The sequence below is a fragment of the Facivitalis istanbulensis genome (assembly GCF_040560405.1).
Taxonomy (GTDB): domain Bacteria; phylum Pseudomonadota; class Alphaproteobacteria; order Sphingomonadales; family Sphingomonadaceae; genus Sphingomonas; species Sphingomonas istanbulensis.
Genome location: NZ_JAVSCQ010000003.1, coordinates 1 through 23,226 on the forward strand (window position 1 = coordinate 1; position 23,226 = coordinate 23,226).

A 23,226-nucleotide genomic window follows, 5' to 3' on the forward strand; every position below is an offset into this window, starting at 1 on the left:
CCGCGCCAAGCCCGCACCCTCCAGGTGATCCATGAAACGCGCCCCTCGCAGCCGTCAACGCCATGATTTATATGCGAAATATCACGATTACGACAGCGAAATCAGCGACTTACTTGGAGAATGTGGGTTCATGACCCGCTATGACCAGATCGAGGATCTGCTCAAGCTCGACGGGTCGCAGATCGGCGATGAGAAGCGCCAACTGATCGGCGCCTATTTCTGTCACGAGTACAGCTATGCCGCCGCCGCGCTGATGAACCCGTCGGCGGTGCCGCATTTCGACCAGACCGGCATCCAGCCTGGCTCGCAGCGCATCCTGATGTCGATGCGCGCGGTGGGGGAGGGGCATATCTCTTCGGTCGCCTTCCGCGAAGGCATCATCAACGACCAGAACCAGCTTCGCCTCGCGTCCGAGCCGCCCTTCGCGACGGCGACCGACGTGCATGGCTGGGGGGACGACGATGTGCCGGGTGGCCCGGTGACGGTGCATCGCCATCGCGATTCGACGCTGTCGGGCACGGTCATCTTCCCGATCACCAAGGCCCAGTCCAAGGGGCTGGAGGACATGCGGATGGTCCAGTTCACGCATGACGACGGCGCGCTGGAATGGATCGGCACCTATACCGCCTATGACGGCTCGGGCATCCAGTCTGAACTGATGCGCACCCGCGATTTTCGCGCGTTCGACCTGGTGCCGATGACCGGATCGGCGGCGCGCAACAAGGGGATGGCGCTGTTCCCGCGCAAGGTCGGCGGCCAATATATGATGATCGGGCGGCAGGACGGCGAGAATCTGTTCCTGCTGAAATCCGAGTCGCTGACCCATTGGGACGAGGGCGAGAAGATCCTCACCCCGGTCTATCCGTGGGAACTGGTGCAGATCGGCAATTGCGGCCCGCCCATCGAGGTGGACGACGGCTGGCTGCTGCTGACCCACGGCGTCGGCGCGATGCGCAAATATTCGATCGGCGCGGCTTTGCTGGACAAGACCGATCCGTCCAAGGTGCTGGGGCGGACGAAGCAGCCGATCCTGGCCGCCAAGGACCAGGATCGCGAGGGCTATGTGCCCAACGTCGTCTATTCCTGCGGTGCGATCCGGCATGCCGACTCGCTGTTCCTGCCCTACGGCATCGCGGACAGCTCGATCGGCTTTGCCTTTGTGAAGATCAGCGAACTGCTGGCGGCAATGTGACGACCTGGCGGCGCGTGTTGCGATACAGCGCCGCCACCAGTCCCAGGAACACCAGCGTCCCCCCGACCAGCGCGGGGGTGGCGAAGCCGTCGCCGACCAGCGCCAGCGGCGAGTCCGAGTTGGTCAGATAGACGATCCCGGCAAAGCCGACGCCCCACAGGCTTTCGCCTACGATCAGGCCGGTCGCGGCCAGCACGCCCAGCCGCTCCGCCGTCTCCGGATTGGCGCTGCGCCGCGCCCAGCGGTCGTAACCGTGGCCGATCACCGCCCCCAGCACGACGGGCAGCGTCGCGGTCATCGGCAGGTAGATGCCGAGCCCCACGCCGAGCGGCGGCAGGCGCATCCAGCCGAGCTTGCCCAGCACCTCGTCGACCACGATCACGCCGACGCCGACCAGCGCGCCGATCCCGATCATCGTCCAGTTGAGGTCGCCGCCCAGCACGCCCTTGGCGAGCGCGGAGATCAGCGCGGCCTGCGGGGCCGACAGCGCATTGGGCCCCGCGCCCGGCGTCCCCGCAAACCCCAGCGTGGCGTTGAGCAGGTCCAGCACCGGCGGGATCACCAGGCTGCCGAAGACGACGCCGATGATCAGCGCCACCTGTTGCTTCCACGGCGTCGCGCCGACCAGTTCGCCGGTCTTCAGGTCCTGGAGATTGTCGTTGGAGATGGTCGCGACGCCGAACACGATGCCGGTGACGATCAGGGCATAGGCGACCAGCGCCTGAGTCGTCTCGGGCGGCGTGCCGCGACCGAACAGGCCGACGAGCAGCAGCGCGGCGGCCAGGACCGAGAGAATGCCGATGCCCGACACCGGGCTGTTCGACGCGCCGATCAGCCCGGCCATATAGCCGCAGACGGCGGCGATCACGAGGCCGATGAGCAGGATGAACAACAGCGCGCCGCCGATCAGCGCGATGCCCGACGCCGCCAGCGGCCCGCCCGCGATCACCGACCAGAGCAGCCCGGCGATCGGCACCAGCGTCACCAGCGCCACGAGCCCGACGATCCCGATCGGCAAGTCGCGCTCACCCACCGCCAGGACCGTGCCGTCGCGCTTGGCCGAGGCGGCGGCGAACGACGAGCGGATGCCGCCGATCACGGGGCCGATGATCTTGAGCAGCGTCCAGATCGCCGCCACGCCGATCACGCCCGCGCCCAGGAAGCGCACGTCGCGGCCGAAGATGCTGCCCGCCCATTCGGCGACGGGCCCGGCCGAGGGGGCCATGGCGGTGAGGATGGGCAGCGCGACCCACCATCCGATCGCGATACCCGCCAGCATCGCCATGCCGACCGACAGCCCGACAAGATGCCCGACCCCGATCAGTGCGAAGGACAGCCCGCCCGCGATGCCGGTCGCGCCCGCGCCGGTGCGGAAGAACAGGGCGGCTTCGGCCGCCGCCAGCTTGGTCTGGGTCAGGATCGCGAACCCGGCCGAGGCGAGCGCGTTGACGACGATCAGCCGCAGCCCGACCGTGCTCTCCGCTTCACCCTCCCGGCTGCCCGCACCGACCTTCAGCACCTCGGCGGCGGCGCGGCCCTCGGGATAGGGAAGGTCGGTGTCGACCACCAGCGCGCGGCGCAGCGGGACCGAGAACATGACGCCCAATATGCCGCCCGTCGCGGTGATGCCGGCGGTCAGCAGATAGGGAAAACCCTGCCACCAGCCGATCATGACCAGCCCCGGCAGCACGAAGATGATCGCCGCCAGCGTCCCCGCGGCCGAGGCGACCGTCTGGACGATGTTGTTCTCCAGAACCGAACTGTTCGGCAGATAGCGCAGGATCGCCATCGAGATGACCGCCGCCGGGATCGAGGTGGCGAAGGTCAGCCCGACCTTCAGCCCGAGGTAGACGTTCGCCGCGGTGAACAGCAGCGTGATGATCCCGCCCAGCGCGATCCCGCGCAGGGTGAGTTCGGCAATGGGTCGGGACGAAGCGTGATCGGTCATGCGCGCTGATGTGGCAGAGAGCGACGCGTTCGCCTAGCCTGTCATGCTATGCGGGGGGGGATCCTCCGTCGGCGTGTCGGGCCGCGCGTCGGGAACCGGCCGGTCGATCCGCTTTTGCAGGAAGAAGCGCTTCCGCCCTACCGGATGGTCGTCCAGCGTCCCGAACAGGGTGAAGCCCAGCTTTTCGTAAAAGCCGCGCGCCTGGAATTCATAGGTGTCGAGCCACAGGCCGATACAGCCATGCGCCCGCGCGATGTCCTCGGCCCTGTGCATCAGGGCACGGCCATAGCCCTGTCCGCGATGGGGCTCGGGCACGGCGAGAAGCTCGACGAACAGCCAGTCATAGACGCATCGGCCCCACAGCCCGCCGCGCTGCACGCCGTCCGTATCGGTGAGCAGCAGGGCCACAGGCTTCAGTCGCGGATTGCCGTCATGGGCTTCGTTATAATCGCGTAGGGGCGCCGTGATGGCGGCGCGATCGGTGTCGGTCGGCTGGTCGGGATTCGTGATGCGAAGGGCCATGACCCGAGCATAGCGGCGGCAGGCCCCCGCGCGAGGATTTCCTGCGATCGCGCGGATCAGCGCCCTCGCCGCGTCGGGGCGTGGAAATCGGCTGGCTTTCCCGCGATCCAGCGGAGGAACCGTGCCATGTCGGGATACGTGCGCAGCCTTGCGATATCGGGATAGTCACGGGCCAGTTCGGCATTGCTCAGTGTCGCATGGATGGTGCGGTGGCAGATGGGATGGACTGGCACCGTCGTCCGGCCGCCTTCGCTTCGGGGGATGGGGTGGTGCCATTCGACCTTCACCCCCAGCGGCCGCTCACACAGCGCGCAACGCGGCGGCGACAGGGTACGCGACGGGGATGCGGCACGGGCGTTCGCCGCCGCCAGTCCAGCCTTGCGCTTGATCCGTCCGACCATCGTCGATGGATATGGGAGAGAGGCCGCAAAGGAAACGGGGCCCGGCATTGCTGCCGGGCCCCGTACCTTAAGCCAACTGGATCCGCGAGGGATCAGAAGTGTGCGACGACACCCGCCATCGGGCGGAACGAATGCGCGTCGTCAAAGGTCGAGACTTCCATGCGCAGGCGCAGGCCCGAATTGCCGGTCACGCCGCCCAGGCCGATATCCTTCGGGCCGACCTCGGCGCCGACGCCGTACACGGTGCCGTGATAGTCGCGCTTCAGGTTGCCCACGACGCCCGGGGCGAAGTTGTGGAAATTGTTCCAGCGATAGCCGACCTTGCCGTAGAACAGGCCGCTCTCGCCGGCGCGGAAGCCCGCGCGGCCATAGGCGCCATATTGCCAGTCGATGTCACCCGACACGCCCTTGGCGACCGAACCTTCGGCACCGACGAACACGGGACCCAGCGGCACGTTGGCGCCGACAATGCCCTCGATCAGCGCGCCGTCCAGGTTGTAGCCCTTTGGCTGCGCGGGAATCCCGGCGACCGACTGGCGATCAAACTGTTCCCAGCCGCCCATGATCGCGACATAGGGCTCGATGCCGAACGCCTTGGTGCCATCGGGCGCCTTGGGCGTTTCGGGGGCCGGAGCCGCCGCGTCGGTAGTCATGTCCTGCGCCATGGCGGGGACGGCGACAAACGCAGCCGCAAGCGCGGCCGCGAGGGAAAGCTTACGCATGTGAGATACCCTTCTCTTATTCTATGTGGGGCGACGGTTGCACCGTTCAGCCCAGGCCCGCTTAACCGGCAAAACCGGCTGGGGTTGCACCCGATCATCGAAATTTGCTCGGCTTTTCAGAAGATGTTGCCGCGTTGCAACACTTCCTGTCACCCAGATGAACCAATTGCGGGCGGATTACGGCAGGCCCGGTTTTCGGCCATTTTTTGGCCGTGAACCGGGCGCCCGGGCTATCGGACCATGGTGCAGCGCACCGAATCGCCGGTCGGGCGTGTCAGCATCACCGTATTGCCCTTGCCGCGCAGGTCATGGCCAAAGCCGGCATAATGAATGCCGGACGCAGCGCTTTGCCCGGCCATGGGGATCGTCAGCTCGTCGTCCAGTAGCAGCAGCGCGCTGTCGTCGCGATTATCGAACCGCACGCGAAAGCGGCTGCCATTGTCGCAGGCGAAGCTGCCCGACATCATGGGCGGCAATCCGGCGCGCGGATCGGGCATGGCGGAACATCCCATCAGCACGACACCGCCGGCGGCCAGCGCGACCGGCAGCCTGTTCATGGCCGCAACGCGGCGTCGTCGGCATCGTCGATTTCGCCATCGGCCAGCCGGTCCTCGTCGAAATCCTCCTGCAGATCGTCCTCGTCGATATCGGCCTGCGCCATGTCGACCGAGGCGTCGCTCTCGCCGACCTCCTCGGCGTCCATGTCCAGATCGTCGATGGCCTCGTCCTCGACATCGGCATCACCCGAATCGGGGCCCAGATCGGGGTCGAGATCGGTGAGGAGAACGCCGTCGCTCGGGCCATCGCGCGTGACCTCCAGGATCTCGGCGCGCTGGCTCTCGTCATAGCCTTCCTCGTCCCAGCCATCGTCGCCGGTTCCGTGACCGGAAACCTGATGTCCGCCCATTCTTGCCTCCTGTCCATGCGTGTGGAGAAGGAACGGCGAGCCCGCCCGGCCGGTTCCCGGATCGGCTCAGGCGGGGTGGAACATCCGGCCGCGTTCGGTCACGAAGACGATGGCGAACGCGGCGAGCCCGGCGAGCAGGAAGCCCAGGGTCAGCGGCCGGGTCGTCCCGTCAAAGGCCTGGCCGACCCCTGCGCCGACCAGCGCGCCGACGGTGACGCTGGTAAAGCCCTGCACGCTCGATGCGGTCCCCGCGATCCGCCCCATATTCTCCATCGCCATCGACGAGAAATTGGAGTTGGCCAGGCCGAAACAGGCCATGGTGATCGCCTGCAACACGCCAAAGACCAGCAGCGATTCGCCGCCGAACTGGGCGATGGCCAGATGCACGGCGGAGACCAGGATCAGGGTCGCCACCGCGCTGTGGCTGATCAGCCGCGTGCCCAGCCGCATCACGATTCGCGAATTGAGCAGGTTGGCCGCCGCCATCATGATCGAGGTGGTCGCGAAGATCAGCGCCAGCAGCCTTTCGCGACCAAAGGTCTGCGCCATGATCGGCTGGACCGAGTTGAGATAGCCATAGAGCGCCGCCATCAGCGCCGTCGCCGCCAGCGTATAGCCCAGCGACAGCCGGTCGCTCACCGTCTCGCGCCAGCCACGGATGATGCGCATGGCCGAGATGGGCAGCCGCGCCTCGGGCCTCAGCGTCTCGGGCATACGGATGGCGAACCAGATCAGCACCAGGCTGGCCAGCCCCGCGATGGTCCAGAAGATCAGCCGCCAATTGCCGAACAGCAGCACCAGTTCGCCAAAGGCCGGGGCCATGACCGGCACGACCATGAACACCATGAAGGCGATCGACATGACCTGCGCCATGGCGCGGCCATGATAGCAGTCGCGGACCAGCGCCACCGTCGCCACCCGCGTCGCCGCGATCGCCGCGCCCGCACAGACTCGGGCGACCAGCAGCAGCGTGAAGCTGCCCGCCATCGCGGCCGCGCCGTTGGTCAGGACATAGACGACCAGCGCGACCAGCAGCACCCGTCGCCGCCCATAGCGATCGGCGAGCGGCCCATGGACCAGTTGCGCCACGCCGAACCCGATCAGGAAGGCGGTGACGACGAACGGCCGCGCGGTGGACGAGGCGTGCAATTCCTCGCCGATCGCGGGCAGCGCCGGGAGCATCGAATCGATCCCCAGCGCGGTCAACGCCATCAGCGCCGCGATCAGAAGGACGAATTCGACAAAGCCGATGGGTGCGCCGGGCGGCTCCGCCACAACGGACGCGCCGGTGGCGGCAGGACGGGATTCGGACATGATGATGGTCCCTTAAAGCCGATCGGCGGCGAGCGGAACCGGGAAACGCGGCGTGTGGGGTATGATGGCGGGAAAGAGGGCATGGCCATTCACGCCGCCGACAGCTTGCGCCGTCGATACTCCGCCCCAGCCCTGTGATCGATGCCCAACGCCTACGCTATGGAGCCTGTCATGACGAACGCGCGCATCCGCATCGCTTCGACCGTCCCGCTGCTGGCCGCGCTGGCCCTGTCCGCGTGCGACCGGCCGGGGCAGGGAGCTTTCGTCACGATCAACAGCTCGGACGGCCAGACGGTCGCGGCGGTCGACGGCAGGTCGGGCGAGGTGAAGCTGGCGCTGCCGGGTTTTTCGGGGGCGTTCAAGCTGCCCAAGATGTCGCTGGAGGCCGATAATTTCGAGTTGAACGGCGTGCATCTCTATCCCGGTTCGAAGATCCGCAACGTCGATGTCGGCAATGACCGCGGCAAGGAGTTCGTGATGACCTTCGACAGCCCGGCCGCTCCCGATGTCGTGCGCGACTGGTTCCGGCAGAAGATGGAGGAGGCCGACTTCACCCTGACCGATCAGAATGGCGTGCTGGTCGGGACCACGGCGGAGGAAAAGCCGATCCGCATCGACATGCGGCCCGCCGGGCGGGATGGATCGACGGGTACGATCACATTGGGCGGATGAGCCCGTCTGTTCTGCGTCGAAGGGACATTATATAGGCAATAGCCTATTCGATTTTCTGGACATTCGACCCATGACCGACACCCGCTCCGCCGAGGTTCCGACCCTCAGCCTCACCGATCAGGATCGCGATCCCGAGGGCTTTGCCGCCGCGCTGGGCGGCTCGTTCGAGCGGTTCGGCTTTGCGATCGTCGCGGATCATGGCGTGCCGACCGACCTGATCGATCGCGCGTGGCGACAGACCAGCGCGCTGTTCGATCTGCCCGAGGAGGAGAAGCGCGGCTATCACACCCCCGGCGGCGGCGGTGCGCGCGGCTATACTCCGTTCAGGACCGAGATCGCCAAGGATGCCAAGGTCGTCGACCTCAAGGAATTCTGGCATGTCGGCCGCGAACTGCCCGAAGGCCATCCCTATGCCGACCGGATGCCCGCCAATATCTGGCCCACCCGGCCGGAGGGGTTCCGCGACGACTTCCTCGCCTTGTTCGGCGCGTTCGACCGGGCGGGCGACCGGCTGCTGTCCGCGATCGCACGGCATCTGAAGCTGGATTCGCACTGGTTCGACCCGGCGGTGAAGGACGGCAATTCGGTGCTGCGCCTGCTCCACTATCCCCCCATCCCGGCAGATGCCGAAGGGGTACGGGCGGGCGCGCATGAGGACATCAACCTCATCACCCTGCTGCTGGGTGCGGAGGAAGCGGGTCTCGAACTGCTCGACCGCGATTCGGGCGAGTGGCTGGCGATCCGCCCGCCCGAGGGTGCGATGGTGGTCAATGTCGGCGACATGCTGCAACGGCTGACCAACCATGTCCTGCCCTCGACCACGCACCGGGTGGTCAACCCGCCGGTCGAACGGCGCGGCTTCTCGCGCTATTCGATGCCCTTCTTCCTGCACCCCGCGCCCGATTTCCTGATCGAGACGCTGCCGGGCACGATCACGGCGGAGAACCCCAACCGCTATCCGACGCCGATCACCGCGCACGACTATCTGTACGAGCGGCTGGTCGAGATCGGGCTTATCAAGAAGTAAGCGACGCCCCCGTCGCCCTGGCCGATCGTCGGGGCGACGGATCGGGATCGCCTATCCCAGAATGTGCATCAGCAGCGGCTGGCCGACCAGGCTCTGGCTGCCGCGCAACCGCTCCAGCGCCTGCGCGACCGCGCGTTCGGGGCCTTCATGCGTGACGATCGCGATCATCACGCCGCCATCCGCCGCCTCGCCGCGCTGGATCAGGCTTTCGATCGACACGCCCGCATCGCGCATCGCCGCGGCGATCTCGGCCAGCACGCCGACCTTGTCCTGCACCGTGAAGCGCAGATAGGCGCGGCCCCGCCGTTCGCCGCTATCGGCCTTGCCCGCCGGGATCAGTTCATGCGCGGGCATGGCGAAGGACGCGCCATATTCGCCACGCGCGATATCGATCAGGTCGGCGACCACCGCGCTGGCAGTCGGCCCGTCGCCCGCGCCCGCGCCCTGGAACAGCAGGCGGCCGACGAAATTCCCCTCCGCGACCACCGCATTGGTCGATCCGGTGACGTGCGCCAGCGGATGGTCGAGCGGCACGAGATGCGGATGCACCCGCTGGAACAGGCCGCCCGCCCCTTCCTCCGCCACACCGACCAGCCGGACGCGGTAGCCGAGCGACGCCGCCTGTGCGATGTCGGCGGCCAGCACATGGCGCACGCCGCCGATCGCGACATCGCCGAACGCGGGCTGGGTGCCAAAGGCGATGGCGGCCAGGATCGACAGCTTGTGCGCGGCGTCCACCCCGTCGATGTCGAAGCTGGGGTCCGCTTCCGCATAACCGAGCGCCTGCGCCTCGGCGAGTACCTCGGCGAAGTCGCGGCCCTCCGCCTCCATCTTGGACAGGATGAAATTGCAGGTGCCGTTGAGGATGCCGTACACCCGCGCAATCGCGTTGGCCGCCGCGCCTTCGCGCAGCCCCTTGATGACCGGGATGCCGCCCGCCACCGCCGCCTCGAACTTCAGCGCGGCGTTCGCCGCCTCCGCCTTCTGCGCCAGTTCCAGTCCGTGATGCGCCAGCATCGCCTTGTTGGCGGTCACGAAGCCGCGCCCGGCATCCAGCGCTGTGCGCGCCAGCGTCAGCGCGGGACCGTCCGACCCGCCGATCAGCTCGACCACCACATCCGCATCGGGATAGGATGCCAGCGAGGCGGTGTCGTCCACCCATGCGAAGCGCGACAGGTCGACGCCGCGATCCTTGGTCCGGTCGCGGGCGGAGACGGCGACGATCTCGATCGGGCGGCCCGCACGCCGGGTAATCAGATCGCGGTTCGTGTCGAGCAGGCGAATGACGCCCCCGCCCACCGTCCCGAGACCGGCCAGTGCCACCCGCAAAGCGTCGCCCATAACTTCTTCCTGTATCCCAAGCGTTCGTTGGAAGCTGGCGGGTAGCGGATAGAAATGGTCGCTGTCGAGCCCGTCAAACGAACTTTAATTGCTCAAATGGTCCGGGGCTTTTAAAGGGGAGCGATGATCTCTCCCGAATTCGTGGTCATCGACGTGGAAACCGCGTGCCAGCGGACCAGCAGCATCTGCCAGATCGGCATCGTCGGCTATGCCGGCGGGGTGGAAGTGCTGGCCTATGAGACGCTGGTCGATCCGTGCGACGCGTTCAGCCCGTTCAACATCGGCATTCACGGCATCACGGCTGAGCATGTGCTGGGCAAGCCGACCTTCACCATGCTCCACCCCGAGCTGGCGGCGCATCTGGGCGGGCGGGTGACGGTGGCGCATTCGGGATTCGACAAAGGCGCGCTGGGCCGCGCGTGCGATCGCGACGGGCTGCCCCCCATCGCCGCGCGCTGGCTGGACAGCGTGACGATCGCGCGGCGCGCCTGGCCCGAACTGGCCAATCACAAGCTGGGCACGCTGGCGGCATTTCTCGAACTGGAGCATCGCCACCATGACGCGCTGAGCGATGCGCGCGCGGCGGGGCAGGTGGTGCTGCGGGCCATGGCGGCGACGGGCATGACGCTGGCCGACTGGTTGACCCCCACGCCGGCACGCGCGGGGCGGCGGGCCGGGCGCGGATAGGGCGGTACCGCCGGGGACTGCGGCGCTTCCGGCCCCGTTCCCTCCCGAAACTATGGTTCCAGATGCCCGGCGGGCAGCGGCGTGTCCAATGCGATCGGGACGCGGTCCCGCTTGTCGCGCAGCGTGTTCCGCAACGCGCCCGCCTGCGTCACGGCCTCGCGCGCGATCAGCAGCGCGGGGGTGAGCAGGTCGAACTGGCCGCGACACCCGCCTTGCAGGCCTGCGCAGGGCGATCCGGTGGCGGCCAGTGCGCCCGCGCCGGTCAGATAGGGATTGGAGGCGAGCGGCCTGGCGCGCGGCCGGTCATCGGGGAGGGCCAGCCGGTCGTCCCCCTGCCGGCGACCGCAGACGATCACATCCTCCGCGCGCCCGGTCGAAGGCGGGCAGGCATCGGGAACCAGGATCGAAAAGCGCTGCGGGGCGCCGGAGGATGTGCCCGTCGGCGCGGCGGCGGGAACCGCGGTCGGGGCGGCGGCCTGCAGGCCGATCAGGATCAGCGACAACGCGATCATGGCGCGGGCTTGCGCAGCGTCGGGCCACCGCCGCCGCGCGGGTTGGTTTCCATGGTTGCACCGGCAAAGCCGCCGCCCACCAGAAAGGGCGACATGTCCTTGATCGGATTGCTGCGCGCGAGCAGGCGGGTGCGCTCGGTCATCACGGCTTCGTGGCGCGGATCGCCGGGGTCGGGTTCGCTGGCAAAGGGGACGCGGAAGCGATCGGCGTTGCGCCGTCCGCACACCGTGATGTCGGTGCTGTCGGGATTATAGATGCAGCGCATCTCGACACTGGTCATGCGGCGGGTGTTGGCGACGATCGTGTTGACCGAAGGCGCCGGCGCGAGCCCGCCGGGGGCTTCGCGTGGTGGGGCCCCGAGGGGCAGGGGATCGGGTGGAATCTGCGCCGCCGCCATCATCGTCCCGGCCAGCATCGTCACCCACATGGCTCACCCGCGCAGATCAGTGTTTTTCGGGCGGGATCATGCCGGTTTTCCTGGCCCCGCGCCAGTGGCTTTGGCCCTCCCCCCTGACGCCGGGCGGGGCATCGGGGACCGGGAGCCTTATCGCCCGATCGACGCGCGGAACAGCGTGTGCGGTGTGCTCAGGCAGTATTTGTCGCCGACCACCGCGCAATAGGTGCCGTCATCGGCAAAGGCGCGCGCCTTGGAATCGATCGGCAGCGCATGGTCGGGCAACAGCCGGTCGGGAGAGGGGCGGGCGGTTCCGCGACACGAATCCCGGATACAGGCCGTGGTGAGGTGGGGCAGCGTCATGCGGCGCACCACATCGGCCCGTGGTGCGCCGAGAAGAAGGATCAGGAGCGACAAGGGGAGCATCGGCCTGTCTCCTCGATCCGGTGGGTCAGGCGTCGGGCCGGGACGAAAGCGGCGGAATGCCGAGGCGTGGGATCTCGATCGCGGGGCATCGATCCATGACGACGATCAGCCCGGCGGCCTCGGCGCGCGCGGCGGCCTCTTCGTTCACCACGCCCAGTTGCATCCAGATGGCCTTGGCCCCGATCGCGATCGCCTCCTCGACGATCGGGCCGACCGCGTCGGCCCGGCGGAAAATATCGACGATGTCGACCGGGTCGCCGAGTTGCGACAGTTCGCGGAACACGAACTCGCCATGGATATGTTCGCCCGTGATCTGCGGATTGACCGGGATCACGCGATAGCCATGATCCTGCAACCGCTTCATCACGCCATAGGACGGACGGTCGGGGCGGTCCGACGCGCCGACCATCGCGATCGTGCGCGCGCCCGACAGGAGCTGGCGGATATCGGCATCGGCGGTCAACGGCATCATCGTCCCTTTCTGCGCGCCTCCGGCCGTCGCCTTGCGGGGCGCGGCGGAAGGGTCATGTCCAAACGCCGCGCCCCGCCGCCGGTTTCATGCGCGGGCGGAAAGCCGGTTCAACGCCTGTACCACCCCGGCTCCGATCGGGGCGAACACGCTGTCCTCGGCGTCGGCGGCGGGCGGGCGTCCGGCGTCGGAGGCGGTGCGGATCGCGATCGTCAGCGGCACCCGGCCCAGGAACGTGATGCCCAGCTCCGCCGCCGCCGCTTCCGCGCCGCCCTGTCCGAACGGATCGGACATTCCGCCACAATGCGGGCAGCAATAGCCCGCCATATTCTCGACCAGCCCGAGGATCGGTACGCCCGCCTTGACGAACAGGTCGATCGCCCGCCGCGCATCGATCAGCGCCAGATCCTGCGGCGTCGACACGATCACCGCCCCCGCCGGGCGATGCTTCTGCACCATGGTCAGTTGCACGTCGCCGGTCCCCGGCGGCAGGTCGAGGACCAGCATCTCGGTCGCGCCCCAGTCGCCATCGACCAGCTGGCTCAGCGCGCCCGCCGCCATCGGGCCGCGCCAGGCGATCGCCTTGTCCGGCTCGACCAGCTGGCCCATCGACAGCAGGGAGACGCCGTAAGGCGTGGGGACGGGTTGCAGCTTGCCATCCTGCGCCACCGGCTTCACGCCTTCGGCCGCCATCAGGCGCGGTTGCGACGGGCCATAGATATCGGCATCGACCAGGCCGGTCTTGTGCCCGGCCCGCGCCAGCGCGATGGCCAGATTGGCCGACAGGGTCGACTTGCCCACGCCGCCCTTGCCGCTGGCGACCGCGATGATCCGGCGTTCGCGTCTCTCGGCGGTCAGGACGACGCGCACATCCTCGGCGCCCGATTGCAGCGCGGCGGCCTTCACATCCTGTTCCAGCGCCTGCCGTTCCGCGCCGGCCAGTCCCGTGGTGTCGAGGACCACGCCCGCGCGCGGCCCTTCCATCCGCACGCTCGCGCGCTTGCCCGCCACGGCGGCCACCGCCGCCTTCACCGTCTCGATCATGCTCATGCGGTGCAGATAGGACGCGATCCGCGCCTTGGCACTGTTTTTGTCGGCGAACCGTTCCTATAACGATGACTATGAGAAAGCTGACGGGCCGGTTTCGACGCCCCCCCATTCTTGCCGCCGAAACGCCAAAGGGCCCCTGGGGCGGGTCCGGCGATGACTCCGCCGGGGGCGGTCCCCGCAATCCCTGGGCACCGCCGCCGGGCGGGCGAAAGGCTTCGGCGAAGCCGACCGCGCTGGACGAGTTCATTCGCAAGGCGCGTGGATCGGGCGGTGGCGGTCCGGGCGACGGCCCCGGTGGATCGGGCGGCGGCTTTGGCGGCCTGCCCGGCGCACCGGGGCGGACGATCTGGGTCATCGGCGCGGCGATCCTGTTCGGCATCTGGGTGCTCTATACCTCGATCCATCCGATCGGCCCGCAGCAGCGCGGCGTCGTCACCTATTTCGGCCGGTATACCGGCATCCTGGAGCCCGGCATCCAGATCACCGCCCCGGCTCCGATCGCCAGCGTGCGGGTGCTCGACGTCCAGAAGATCCGGACCGAGAATTTCCCGGAGGGGTCGGGCGAGAATCTGACGCTGACCGGCGACCAGAACATCATCGACCTGACCTATTCGGTGCGCTGGGACATCGCCAATCCGCGCGATTTCGCCTTCCGCCTCGCCCAGCCCCAGGCGACGGTGCGCGCCGCCGCCGAAAGCGCGATGCGCGCGGTGATCGCCGAGACCACGCTGGACCAGGCGCTGGGTTCGGGGCGTACCGGCATCGAGCAGCGGGTGCAGGATCTGACCCAGACGATCCTGAACGAATATCATGCGGGCGTTCGCGTGCAGGGCGTCGCGATCAAGCAGGCCACCCCGCCGCAGCAGATCGTCGACGATTTCAACAAGGTCACGGCGGCGCAGCAGGAAGCGGTCGCCAATGTGAACCAGGCGAAATCCTATGCGCAGCAGGTGATCGCCCGCGCGCAGGGTGAGGCCGCGCAGTTCGACAAGATGTACGAGCAATATCGCCTGGCCCCCGAAGTGACGCGTCGGCGCATGTATTACGAGACCATGGAGGCCGTGCTGGCCAAATCGGACAAGACCATCGTCGAGACGCCGGGCGTGGTGCCCTATCTGCCGCTGTCCAAGGCGCGGCCGATGCCCAACCCGCCCGCCGAAGTGGTGGCACAGGCCCCCGCACCCGCTGCCGCGCCCGCCGCGCAGCAGGGAGGCGGCCAGTGAACGGCCTGTCGATGCGCAACCCCATCCTGCTGGGCGTCGCGGTGCTGATCGCGGTCATCGTCGCGGCGGCGACCTTCGCCATCGTGCCCGAGACCAAGCAGGCGGTGATCTATCGCTTCGAACAGCCGCGCCGGATCGTCAACGGCTATCGCCCCGGCGAGCAGGTCGGCGAAAGCGGTGCCGGGCTGATCGCGCGCATCCCCTTCATCGACCGCATCGTATGGGTCGACAAAAGGGTGCTGGACCTCGACCTGGAGAATACCCAGGTCCTGTCGACCGATCAGCTTCGCATGAATGTCGATGCCTTTGCGCGCTTTCGCGTGATCGACCCCCGGCGGATGCTGGCGACGGCGGGCAGCGAGGAGGGCGTCGCGAACCAGTTGCGGCCGATCTTCGGCTCGGCGCTGCGCAACGAACTCGGCAAGCGTCGCTTCTCCGAACTGCTCAGCCCCGAGCGTGGCCAGGTGATGGACGCGATCCAGGTCCGGCTCGACCGCATCGCGCGCCAATATGGCGTGCAGATCGTCGATGTCCGCATCAAGGAGGCCGAGCTGCCGCAGGGCACGCCGCTGGAAAGCGCGCTGCGCCGGATGCAGACCGCGCGCCAGCAGGAGGCGATCACCATCGCTGCGCAGGGGCAGAAGCAGGCGCAGATCGTGCGCGCCGATGCCGATGCGCAGGCGGCGCAGATCTATGCCCAAGCCTTCGGCAAGGATGCGGGCTTCTATGATTTCTACCGCGCCATGCAGTCCTATCGCCACACGTTCGGCGCGGACGGCAGCGCGCAGCAGGATCGCGGATCGACCCAGATCATCCTGTCGCCGAACAACAGCTATCTGAAGGAATTTACCGCACCGGGCCGATAGGCGGGTCTATCCGCCTTTCGGCTCGTTCATATTCAAGCATTGTTCAGCCAGACCGTGGCAAATAAGACACGGTCAAACTGAATTTTCATTGAGAGGACCTCAGCCCAGTGCGTTACGCCTACGCCATTACCAGTGCGCTCCTCCTTGGCGGCGCGACTGCGACCCTGGCCCTGCAACCCGGCACGGCGCAGGTTGCCCAGAACGAACCCGGCGCGATCCAGGCCGTGGCCCCGCGCGCCGGCGCGCCGATGAGCTTTGCCGACATGGTCGCAAAGCTCCAGCCGGCGGTCGTCAATATCTCGACCAAGCAGTCGATCACCGTGAAACAGCCCGCCAACCCCTTTGCGGGCACGCCGTTCGAGGGCTTTTTCGGCCAGTTCGGTGGCCAGGGCGGGCCGCAGCCGCAAAAGCGCGAAGGCGCCTCGCTCGGGTCGGGGTTCCTGATCTCGCCCGACGGATACATCGTCACCAACAACCATGTGATCGCGCCGGGCGCACAGGGCGCCTCGGTCGATTCGATCACCGTCACGCTGAACGATCGCAAGGAATATACCGCCAAGGTCGTCGGTCGTGACGAGACTTCTGACCTGGCCGTCCTGAAGATCCAGGGCACCAACCTGCCCTTCGTCCGCTTCGGCGATTCGTCGCGCGCGCGTCCCGGCGACTGGGTGCTGGCGATCGGCCAGCCCTTCGGCCTGTCGAGCACGGTGACGGCGGGGATCGTCTCGGCCGTCCACCGCGTGACCGGCCAGGGCGGCGCGAATGACCGCTTCATCCAGACCGACGCGGCGATCAACCAGGGCAATTCCGGCGGCCCGATGTTCGACATGAACGGCAATGTCATCGGCATCAACAGCCAGATCTATTCGCAGTCGGGGGGCAATATCGGCATCGGTTTCGCCATCCCGGCCGAAGATGCCAAGCCGATCATCGACAAGCTGATGAAGGGCGAGAAGATCGAGCGCGGCTATCTGGGCGTGCAGATCGGCGGCCCGGTGACCGACGATGTCGCCGCCTCGCTGGGCATCCCCAAGGGGCAGGGTGAGATCATCGCCAAGGTCGAACCCAGCGGCCCGGCCGCCAAGGCGGGGCTGAAGGCGTTCGACGTGGTGACCAGGGTCAATGGTCAGGCGGTCACGCCCGAGCAGACGCTGTCCTATCTGGTCGCCAATGTGCAGCCCAATGCCCGCGTCCAGCTCGAGGTGCTGCGCGCCGGCAAGCCGCTGACGCTGACCGCGACCGCCGCCAAGCGGCCGTCGAACGAGGAATTGGCCGCGACGCTGGGCGATGGCTCGGACGCCTTCCCCGACAGCGATGACGATGCGCAGGCGGCTCCCGCCGCCCGTGGCGGTCTGGGCCTGTCGGTGCAGGTGCTGACCCCGGCGATCGCGCGGGCGATCAATGTCGATCCCGCGACCCAGGGCGTGGTCGTCGCGGCGGTCGATCCGTCGAGCGATGCGGCGTCCAAGCTGAAGCGTGGCGACGTGATCTCGGCGATCAACGGCATGCCGGTGCGCAGCGCGGCCGATGTCCAGCGGATCGTGGCGGAGGCCAAGGCCGCCGGTCGGCCGCAGGTGCTGGCGCAGATCACCCGCGGCCGCATCGCCGATCGCCTGATGCCGCTGCGCATCAAATAGGATCGGCCCGATCGGGGTTCAAAAAGGGTCGTCCGGCATTGGCCGGGCGGCCCTTTTCCTATTCCCGTCACCAATGCGCGCGATAAGATGCGGCCATGGACGGCATCTTCATCGGCATGGGCGGCGGCAAGCCCCAGGCAATCGACCTCAAGCGCGCGAACCGGCATGGCCTGATCGCGGGCGCGACCGGCACCGGCAAGACGGTGACGCTCCAGACCATGGTCGAGGGCTTTTCGCGTGCGGGCGTGCCCAGTTTCGTCGCCGATGTGAAGGGCGACCTGTCGGGGTTGGGACTGGCGGGATCGCCCATGGGCAAGACCCATGCGGCGTTCAGCGCGCGCGCCGCCGAACTGGGCATGGCCGACTGGGTCTATGAGGCCACGCCCGTCCAGTTCTGGGACCTGTTCGGCGCGCAGGGGCATCCCGTCCGCGCCACCGTGTCCGAAATGGGGCCGCTGCTCCTGTCGCGGATGATGGGTCTGAACGAGACGCAGGAGGGTGTGCTGACCATCGCCTTCCATGTCGCGGACAAGGAAGGGCTGCTGCTCCTCGACCTCGACGATCTTCAGGCGATGCTGGTGGAGTGCGCCGCGCGGGCGGACGAGCTGACGACCACCTACGGCAATGTGTCCAAACAGTCGGTCGGTGCGATCCAGCGGGCACTGCTCCAGTTGCGGACGCAGGGGGGCGAGCATTTCTTCGGCGAGCCCGCGCTCGAACTGGCCGACCTGATCCGCGTCGACGATTCGGGGCGCGGCGTCGTCAATATCCTCGCCGCCGACCAGTTGATGGCGAGCCCCAAGCTTTACGCCACCTTCCTCCTCTGGCTGTTGTCCGAACTGTTCGAGCAGCTTCCCGAGATCGGTGATCCGGACAAGCCCAAGCTCGTCTTCTTCTTCGACGAGGCGCATCTGCTGTTCGACGAGGCCGCCCCCGCGCTGGTCGACACGATCGAGCGCGTCGTGCGGTTGATCCGTTCCAAGGGCGTCGGCGTCTATTTCATCACCCAGAACCCGATCGACGTGCCCGACAAGATCGCCGGGCAGCTCGGCAACCGCGTGCAGCACGCGCTGCGCGCCTTCACCCCGCGCGACCAGTCGGCGGTGCGTTCGGCGGCGCAGACCTTCCGCGCCAATCCGGGCGTCGACGTCGCCACCGCGATCACCGAGTTGAAAGTGGGCGAGGCGCTGGTGTCGCTGCTCCAGCCCGATGGCGCGCCCTCGCCGGTCGAACGCACGATGATCGCTCCGCCGCGCAGCCGGGTGGGGCCTGCCACGCCCGAGGAACGCCGGGTGCTGATCGACACCGATGCGGTGGGCGGCAAATATGACCAGGCGATCGACCGCGAATCGGCCGAGGAATTGCTCGCCGCCAAGACGCAGGAGGCCGCCGCCGCCGCCGCCGAGGCCAAGGCGCAGAACGACGCCGACAAACAGGCGGCACAGGCGGCCAAGGTCGAGGCGAAGGCCGCCAAGGACGCCGAGCGCGCCCGCCTGGCCGAACAGCGCGAAGCCGATCGCAACGCGCGCGCGGCGGCCGATTCGCCCTGGGCCAAGATGGCGACCAGCGCGGCGCGCTCGGCCAGTTCGTCGATCGGGCGACAGGTGGCGAACGAGATCGGCAAGCAGGTGTTCGGCGGCGGAACCCGGCGGCGCTCGGGCAGCGACGGCGGCATCGTCGGCGCGGTGGTGCGCGGGGTGCTGGGGAATCTGTTCCGGGGATAAGCGAGACCTGGCGGAGCGGGCCTGGAACGACGCCCGTTGCGCGTCGCATCGGGCGATGGCGGTGCCGTCTGCCGGGCAAGTCCCTCCCGATCGCCGATGAGGAAGGGCGGGCCGTAGCCCGCCCCGATCCCGGTTACTCGGCCGCGAACATGTCGCCGGTTTCGCCCGCTTCCTCGTTGGCGGCCTTGCCGGTCTTGGCCTTCTGGCGCTTGTCGAACGCGTCCCAGACATCGTTCCACTGGCCGCGCGTCGCCGCCTTCGAATATTCCGTCGCGCGGGTTTCGAAGAAATTGGCATGTTCCACGCCGTTGAGCAGCGGGGTCAGCCAGGGGAGGGGATGCTCGTCGATCATGTAGATCGGCTTCAGCCCCAGCTGGCTCAGCCGCCAGTCGGCGATGAAGCGGATATATTTCTTGATATCCTTGGCGGTCATGCCGCTGACCGGCCCCATCTCGAATGCCAGGTCGATGAAATTGTCTTCCAGCCGCACGGTCGTCTGGCACTGGTCGGCGATATCGTCCTTCACCGCCTTGGTCAGGCAGCCGCGTTCCTTGGTGAAGGCATGGAAGAGCTGGATGATCCCTTCGCAGTGCAGCGATTCGTCGCGCACCGACCAGGTGACGATCTGGCCCATGCCCTTCATCTTGTTGAAGCGCGGGAAGTTCATCAGCATCGCGAACGACGCGAACAACTGCACTCCCTCGGTAAAGCCGCCGAACATCGCCAGCGTGCGCGCGATGTCCTCGTCATTGTCGACGCCGAACTTCTGCAGATAGTCGTGCTTGTCCTTCATCTCGGCATATTCGAGGAAGGCGCCATACTCGCTCTCGGGCATGCCGATCGTGTCGAGCAGATGGCTGTACGCCGCGATGTGCACCGTCTCCATGTTGGAGAAGGCGGTCAGCATCATCTTGATCTCGGTCGGCTTGAACACCCGGCCATATTTCTCGTGATAGCAGTCCTGCACCTCGACGTCCGCCTGGGTGAAGAAGCGGAAGATCTGGGTCAGCAGGTTGCGCTCATGATCGGTCAGCTTCTGCGCCCAGTCACGGCAATCCTCGCCCAGCGGCACCTCTTCGGGCAGCCAGTGGAGCTGTTGCTGGCGCTTCCAGAACTCGAACGCCCACGGATATTCGAAGGGCTTATATTGTTTGGAGGCTTGGAGGAGGGACATCGGGGTTACTCCGGATACGAATAATAGGAAGAGGGTGAAGGCCGGTTCAGCCGCTGCTTTGCCAGGAGCGCAAAGCGGTCGCGAAACCGGCCAGAATGATCCCGCCCATGGCGAACATGGTGCCCGCGATCAGCCGGGCATAGCGGCCCTCGTCCGATCGGGGGATGCGGAGTTGCAGCAACAGGGCCATGCCGATCCCGGCCAGCACCAGGGCCACCGCATACATGATCGTCGCATTTGTCATGCGACCATTTCCGGCGTGGCGCGTTCCGAAACCGAACCCGACACAGGAGATTGAACATGGTCGATGTCAGCCAGATCAAGGAACATGCGGAAGTCATCGGTGCCGACGGCGTCCATGTCGGCACGGTCGATCATGTCCAGGGCGATCGCATCAAGTTGACCAAGACCGACAGCCCCCAGACCCAGGACGGGCAGGGCGCCAAGCATCATTACCTGCCGATCGGGCTCGTCGCCGAGGTCGAGGGCGACAAGGTCCGCCTGTCGGCCACCGCGCAGAACGCGGTCGACCAGTTCGAAACCGCCGAATAATCCGGCGTCGAACAAGGTCGCACCCGCCCCGGTCCGCATGATGCGGGCCGGGGTTTTTGCTGTCTGGGCAGAAGCGTGGGCCATGATGCGTCCGTTACGGGACCGGGGCGGCGACAGGGCCGCCCCGGCCGGTCATCCTGTTACTGGCAGGCCAGGCACTCGTCGTAATCGGTCGTCTCGCCGATCTCGAACTTGGGCGCGCTGATCGTATTGTCCGCCTCGACCCCGCCGGACCCGGCGAACCCGGCGCGCTGCACCGACTTGGAGCGGAGATAATAGAGCGACTTGATGCCCAGCTCCCATGCGCGGAAGTGCAGCATCAGCAGATCCCATTTTTCGACGTCCGCCGGGATGAACAGGTTCAGCGACTGGGCCTGGTCGATATAGGGCGTGCGGTCACCCGCCAGTTCGAGCAGCCAGCGCTGGTCGATCTCGAACGAGGTCTTGAACGTGTCCTTTTCTTCCTGGGACAGGAATTCGAGATGCTGGACCGACCCGCCATGTTCGAGGATCGCATTCCACACCGCGTCCGAGTTCTTCGACTTCTCGATCAGCAGCTTTTCGAGATAGGGATTCTTGACGACGAATGACCCGGACAGCGTCTTGTGGGTGTAGATATTCGCCGGGATCGGTTCGATGCAGGCGCTGGTGCCGCCGCAGATGATGCTGATCGACGCGGTCGGCGCGATCGCCATCTTGCAACTGAACCGCTCCATCACGCCCATGTCCGCGGCGTCGGGGCACGGCCCGCGCTCGACGGCGAGCGTCATCGACGCCTGGTTCACCTGCGCGCTGATATGCTTGAACATCCGCAGGTTCCACGACTTGGCCATCGCCCCCTCGAAGGGGATGCCGCGCGCCTGGAGGAAGCTGTGGAAGCCCATCACGCCCAGGCCCACCGAACGCTCGCGGCCCGCCGAATAGGCCGCGCGCTCCATGCCCGGCTCGTGGCGGTCGATATAATCCTGAAGGACATTGTCGAGGAAGCGCATCACGTCCTCGATGAACTGCTTGTCGTCCTTCCATTCGTCCCAGGTTTCCAGGTTCAGCGAGGACAGGCAGCAGACCGCCGTGCGATCCTGGCCCTTGTGATCCAGCCCGGTCGGCAGGGTGATTTCCGAACACAGGTTCGAGGTCGAGACCTTGAGGCCCAGTTCGCGGTGATGCCGGGGCATGTTCCGGTTCACATGGTCGGCGAAGACGATGTACGGCTCGCCGGTCGCCAGGCGGGTCTCGACCAGCTTCTGGAACAACGCGCGCGCATCGACCGTGGCCCGGACCTCGCCCGTCTTGGGGCTCTTGAGCTGCCACTCGGCGCCGTCGCGCACCGCTTCCATGAAGGCGTCGGGGATCAGCACGCCGTGATGGAGGTTCAGCGCCTTGCGGTTGAAGTCGCCGCTCGGCTTGCGGATTTCGAGGAACTCCTCGATCTCGGGGTGCGAGATGTCGAGATAGCAGGCGGCCGAACCGCGGCGCAGCGACCCCTGGCTGATCGCCAGCGTCAGCGAGTCCATCACGCGCACGAACGGGATGATGCCGCTGGTCTTGCCGTTCAGCCCGACCGGTTCGCCGATGCCGCGCACCTGGCCCCAATAGGTGCCGATGCCGCCGCCGCGCGACGCCAGCCAGACATTCTCGTTCCAGGTCTTGACGATGCCGTCCAGGCTGTCGGGCACCGAGTTGAGATAGCAGCTGATCGGCAGGCCGCGCCCCGTGCCGCCGTTCGACAGCACCGGCGTGGCGGGCATGAACCACAGCTTCGAGATATAGTCATAGAGCCGCTGCGCATGCTCGGCATTGTCGGCATAGGCCGAGGCCACGCGGACGAACAGATCCTGATAGCCCTCGCCGGGCAGCAGATAGCGGTCCTGCAGCGTTTCCTTGCCGAAATCGGTCAGCCGCGCATCGCGCGCATGGTCGACCTCGACCGGATAGGGTTGCGGACGCACCGACTTGGTGTCGGCGGGCGTCGGGGCCGTGGTGGCGCCATCGGACGCCATTTTCTCAAGCATGTCAGTGGTCATGTCGCTATCCCGGCCATCCCTGAAATCCATCATTGATGCCGCTCCTTTGTTCTTGATCCGTTCGAGTCGGGGCCCGGCCCCATGGCACCCTGCGCAAGGCATGGTGCGATCCCAATGAGGGGGGACTGGCGGACCCTGTCCTCGGGTCTCTGCGCAATCCCGGTCATGCCTGTCGGCATGCTCTCCTTCTACCAGTTATTGGGGGCGTTCCCGACTTCCTACACTATCCATAGTGTAAAATCCCGGCGGACACCGCAAGGGGGGTAAAGCATGGGAAGGGGCTTGGTTGCGACGAATGACCGCCGCGGAAAGCGGCTTGGCGACCGCGACGCATGGATGTCCGCGGGGTTCGCGAAGCGCAAGCCCTTAAAAATTTTTTTAAGTGGCTGCGCCGGGTCGAATGGCGGCACCAGCGGCGCCGACGGACCGATCCGCGCGACC

Annotated in this window: 24 protein-coding genes and 1 pseudogene; 9 read left to right on the forward strand and 16 right to left on the reverse strand. The window is 67.1% G+C overall.

The annotated features are described in order from the left end of the window. Nucleotides 1-127: 127 nt before the first annotated feature. Nucleotides 128-1,192: pseudogene (locus tag RN629_RS02680) on the forward strand (glycoside hydrolase family 130 protein); the annotation flags it as partial. Here the strand turns inward: RN629_RS02680 and RN629_RS02685 are convergent. The 7 genes from RN629_RS02685 to RN629_RS02715 form a co-directional block, all read right to left on the reverse strand. Beyond that, on the reverse strand, nt 1,167-3,140 hold the full coding sequence (locus tag RN629_RS02685; RefSeq protein WP_407033727.1) for an OPT family oligopeptide transporter: 1,974 nt from the start codon (nt 3,138-3,140) through the stop codon (nt 1,167-1,169). The pseudogene RN629_RS02680 and the gene RN629_RS02685 sit on opposite strands and share 26 nt — an antisense overlap. Nucleotides 3,141-3,173: 33 nt before the next feature. Continuing rightward, nucleotides 3,174-3,662 carry a GNAT family N-acetyltransferase gene (locus tag RN629_RS02690; RefSeq protein WP_407033728.1) on the reverse strand — a complete coding sequence of 163 codons (489 nt, stop codon included), beginning with the start codon at nt 3,660-3,662 and terminating at the stop codon, nt 3,174-3,176. A gap of 56 nt (nt 3,663-3,718) precedes the next feature. Continuing rightward, nucleotides 3,719-4,063 (reverse strand): HNH endonuclease, encoded by a 345-nt coding sequence (locus RN629_RS02695; protein WP_407033729.1) that lies wholly within the window; start codon nt 4,061-4,063, stop codon nt 3,719-3,721. Nucleotides 4,064-4,155: 92 nt separating this feature from the next. Beyond that, on the reverse strand, nt 4,156-4,785 hold the full coding sequence (locus tag RN629_RS02700; protein ID WP_407033730.1) for an outer membrane protein: 630 nt from the start codon (nt 4,783-4,785) through the stop codon (nt 4,156-4,158). A 230-nt stretch (nt 4,786-5,015) separates the two neighbouring features. Continuing rightward, complete coding sequence (locus tag RN629_RS02705) at nt 5,016-5,342, reverse strand: MliC family protein (protein WP_407033731.1); 327 nt, start codon at nt 5,340-5,342, stop codon at nt 5,016-5,018. Continuing rightward, nucleotides 5,339-5,692, reverse strand: a complete 354-nt coding sequence (locus RN629_RS02710) for a DNA primase (protein WP_407033732.1) — start codon at nt 5,690-5,692, stop codon at nt 5,339-5,341. Before RN629_RS02710 ends, RN629_RS02705 begins: the two co-directional genes overlap by 4 nt. A gap of 66 nt (nt 5,693-5,758) precedes the next feature. Then, nucleotides 5,759-7,006, reverse strand: coding sequence for a multidrug effflux MFS transporter (locus RN629_RS02715; RefSeq protein WP_407033733.1), 1,248 nt, complete (start codon nt 7,004-7,006; stop codon nt 5,759-5,761). Between the two features lie 171 nt (nt 7,007-7,177). Between RN629_RS02715 and RN629_RS02720 the strand changes: the two genes are divergently transcribed. Together RN629_RS02720 and RN629_RS02725 are read left to right on the forward strand one after the other, a co-directional pair. Continuing rightward, nucleotides 7,178-7,678, forward strand: a complete 501-nt coding sequence (locus tag RN629_RS02720; protein ID WP_407033734.1) for a hypothetical protein — start codon at nt 7,178-7,180, stop codon at nt 7,676-7,678. 70 nt (nt 7,679-7,748) lie between these two features. Further along, nucleotides 7,749-8,705 (forward strand): isopenicillin N synthase family dioxygenase, encoded by a 957-nt coding sequence (locus RN629_RS02725; RefSeq protein WP_407033735.1) that lies wholly within the window; start codon nt 7,749-7,751, stop codon nt 8,703-8,705. Nucleotides 8,706-8,756: 51 nt separating this feature from the next. Here RN629_RS02725 and RN629_RS02730 read toward each other — a convergent pair whose 3' ends face one another. Further along, on the reverse strand, nt 8,757-10,046 hold the full coding sequence (locus RN629_RS02730) for a homoserine dehydrogenase (protein WP_407033736.1): 1,290 nt from the start codon (nt 10,044-10,046) through the stop codon (nt 8,757-8,759). Between the two features lie 123 nt (nt 10,047-10,169). Here RN629_RS02730 and RN629_RS02735 point away from each other — a divergent pair, with 123 nt between their 5' ends. Then, nucleotides 10,170-10,733, forward strand: coding sequence for a 3'-5' exonuclease (locus tag RN629_RS02735; RefSeq protein WP_407033737.1), 564 nt, complete (start codon nt 10,170-10,172; stop codon nt 10,731-10,733). A 50-nt stretch (nt 10,734-10,783) separates the two neighbouring features. On the opposite strand, the gene RN629_RS02740 is transcribed toward RN629_RS02735, so the two are convergent. The 5 genes from RN629_RS02740 to RN629_RS02760 all read right to left on the reverse strand — a co-directional run bounded on the left by RN629_RS02740 (nt 10,784) and on the right by RN629_RS02760 (nt 13,585). After that, a complete protein-coding gene (locus RN629_RS02740) occupies nt 10,784-11,245 on the reverse strand; it encodes a hypothetical protein (RefSeq protein WP_407033738.1) in 462 nt (153 codons plus the stop codon). Continuing rightward, nucleotides 11,242-11,661 carry a hypothetical protein gene (locus tag RN629_RS02745; RefSeq protein ID WP_407033934.1) on the reverse strand — a complete coding sequence of 140 codons (420 nt, stop codon included), beginning with the start codon at nt 11,659-11,661 and terminating at the stop codon, nt 11,242-11,244. Before RN629_RS02745 ends, RN629_RS02740 begins: the two co-directional genes overlap by 4 nt. Before the next feature lie 129 nt (nt 11,662-11,790). Further along, nucleotides 11,791-12,066 carry a hypothetical protein gene (locus RN629_RS02750; RefSeq protein ID WP_407033739.1) on the reverse strand — a complete coding sequence of 92 codons (276 nt, stop codon included), beginning with the start codon at nt 12,064-12,066 and terminating at the stop codon, nt 11,791-11,793. Between the two features lie 25 nt (nt 12,067-12,091). Then, nucleotides 12,092-12,535: a CoA-binding protein gene (locus RN629_RS02755; protein ID WP_407033935.1), complete on the reverse strand. Its 444-nt coding sequence runs from the start codon at nt 12,533-12,535 to the stop codon at nt 12,092-12,094. An 87-nt stretch (nt 12,536-12,622) separates the two neighbouring features. Continuing rightward, nucleotides 12,623-13,585: an Mrp/NBP35 family ATP-binding protein gene (locus RN629_RS02760; RefSeq protein ID WP_407033740.1), complete on the reverse strand. Its 963-nt coding sequence runs from the start codon at nt 13,583-13,585 to the stop codon at nt 12,623-12,625. A gap of 71 nt (nt 13,586-13,656) precedes the next feature. On the opposite strand from RN629_RS02760, the gene hflK reads away from it, so the two are divergent. The 4 genes from hflK (at nt 13,657) to RN629_RS02780 (ending at nt 19,035) form a co-directional block, all read left to right on the forward strand. Next, the gene (hflK, locus tag RN629_RS02765; RefSeq protein WP_407033741.1) at nt 13,657-14,808 is read left to right on the forward strand and encodes a protease modulator HflK; all 1,152 of its coding nucleotides are present in this window, start codon (nt 13,657-13,659) and stop codon (nt 14,806-14,808) included. Next, nucleotides 14,805-15,674: a protease modulator HflC gene (gene hflC / locus RN629_RS02770; protein WP_407033742.1), complete on the forward strand. Its 870-nt coding sequence runs from the start codon at nt 14,805-14,807 to the stop codon at nt 15,672-15,674. The genes hflK and hflC overlap by 4 nt, the downstream gene beginning before the upstream one ends. A gap of 107 nt (nt 15,675-15,781) precedes the next feature. Continuing rightward, nucleotides 15,782-17,311 (forward strand): Do family serine endopeptidase, encoded by a 1,530-nt coding sequence (locus tag RN629_RS02775; protein WP_407033743.1) that lies wholly within the window; start codon nt 15,782-15,784, stop codon nt 17,309-17,311. 95 nt (nt 17,312-17,406) lie between these two features. Continuing rightward, a complete protein-coding gene (locus RN629_RS02780) occupies nt 17,407-19,035 on the forward strand; it encodes a helicase HerA-like domain-containing protein (RefSeq protein ID WP_407033744.1) in 1,629 nt (542 codons plus the stop codon). A gap of 133 nt (nt 19,036-19,168) precedes the next feature. Here the strand turns inward: RN629_RS02780 and RN629_RS02785 are convergent, their stop codons facing one another. Both RN629_RS02785 and RN629_RS02790 read right to left on the reverse strand, forming a co-directional pair. Further along, nucleotides 19,169-20,209: a ribonucleotide-diphosphate reductase subunit beta gene (locus RN629_RS02785; protein WP_407033745.1), complete on the reverse strand. Its 1,041-nt coding sequence runs from the start codon at nt 20,207-20,209 to the stop codon at nt 19,169-19,171. A 46-nt stretch (nt 20,210-20,255) separates the two neighbouring features. Next, nucleotides 20,256-20,453, reverse strand: coding sequence for a hypothetical protein (locus RN629_RS02790; protein WP_407033746.1), 198 nt, complete (start codon nt 20,451-20,453; stop codon nt 20,256-20,258). Between the two features lie 56 nt (nt 20,454-20,509). Between RN629_RS02790 and RN629_RS02795 the strand changes: the two genes are divergently transcribed. Then, entirely contained in the window at nt 20,510-20,761 is a 252-nt protein-coding gene (locus tag RN629_RS02795) for a DUF2171 domain-containing protein (protein ID WP_407033747.1), read from the forward strand. A gap of 140 nt (nt 20,762-20,901) precedes the next feature. Here the strand turns inward: RN629_RS02795 and RN629_RS02800 are convergent, their stop codons facing one another. Then, a complete protein-coding gene (locus RN629_RS02800; RefSeq protein ID WP_407033936.1) occupies nt 20,902-22,761 on the reverse strand; it encodes a ribonucleoside-diphosphate reductase subunit alpha in 1,860 nt (619 codons plus the stop codon). Nucleotides 22,762-23,226 lie beyond the last annotated feature (465 nt).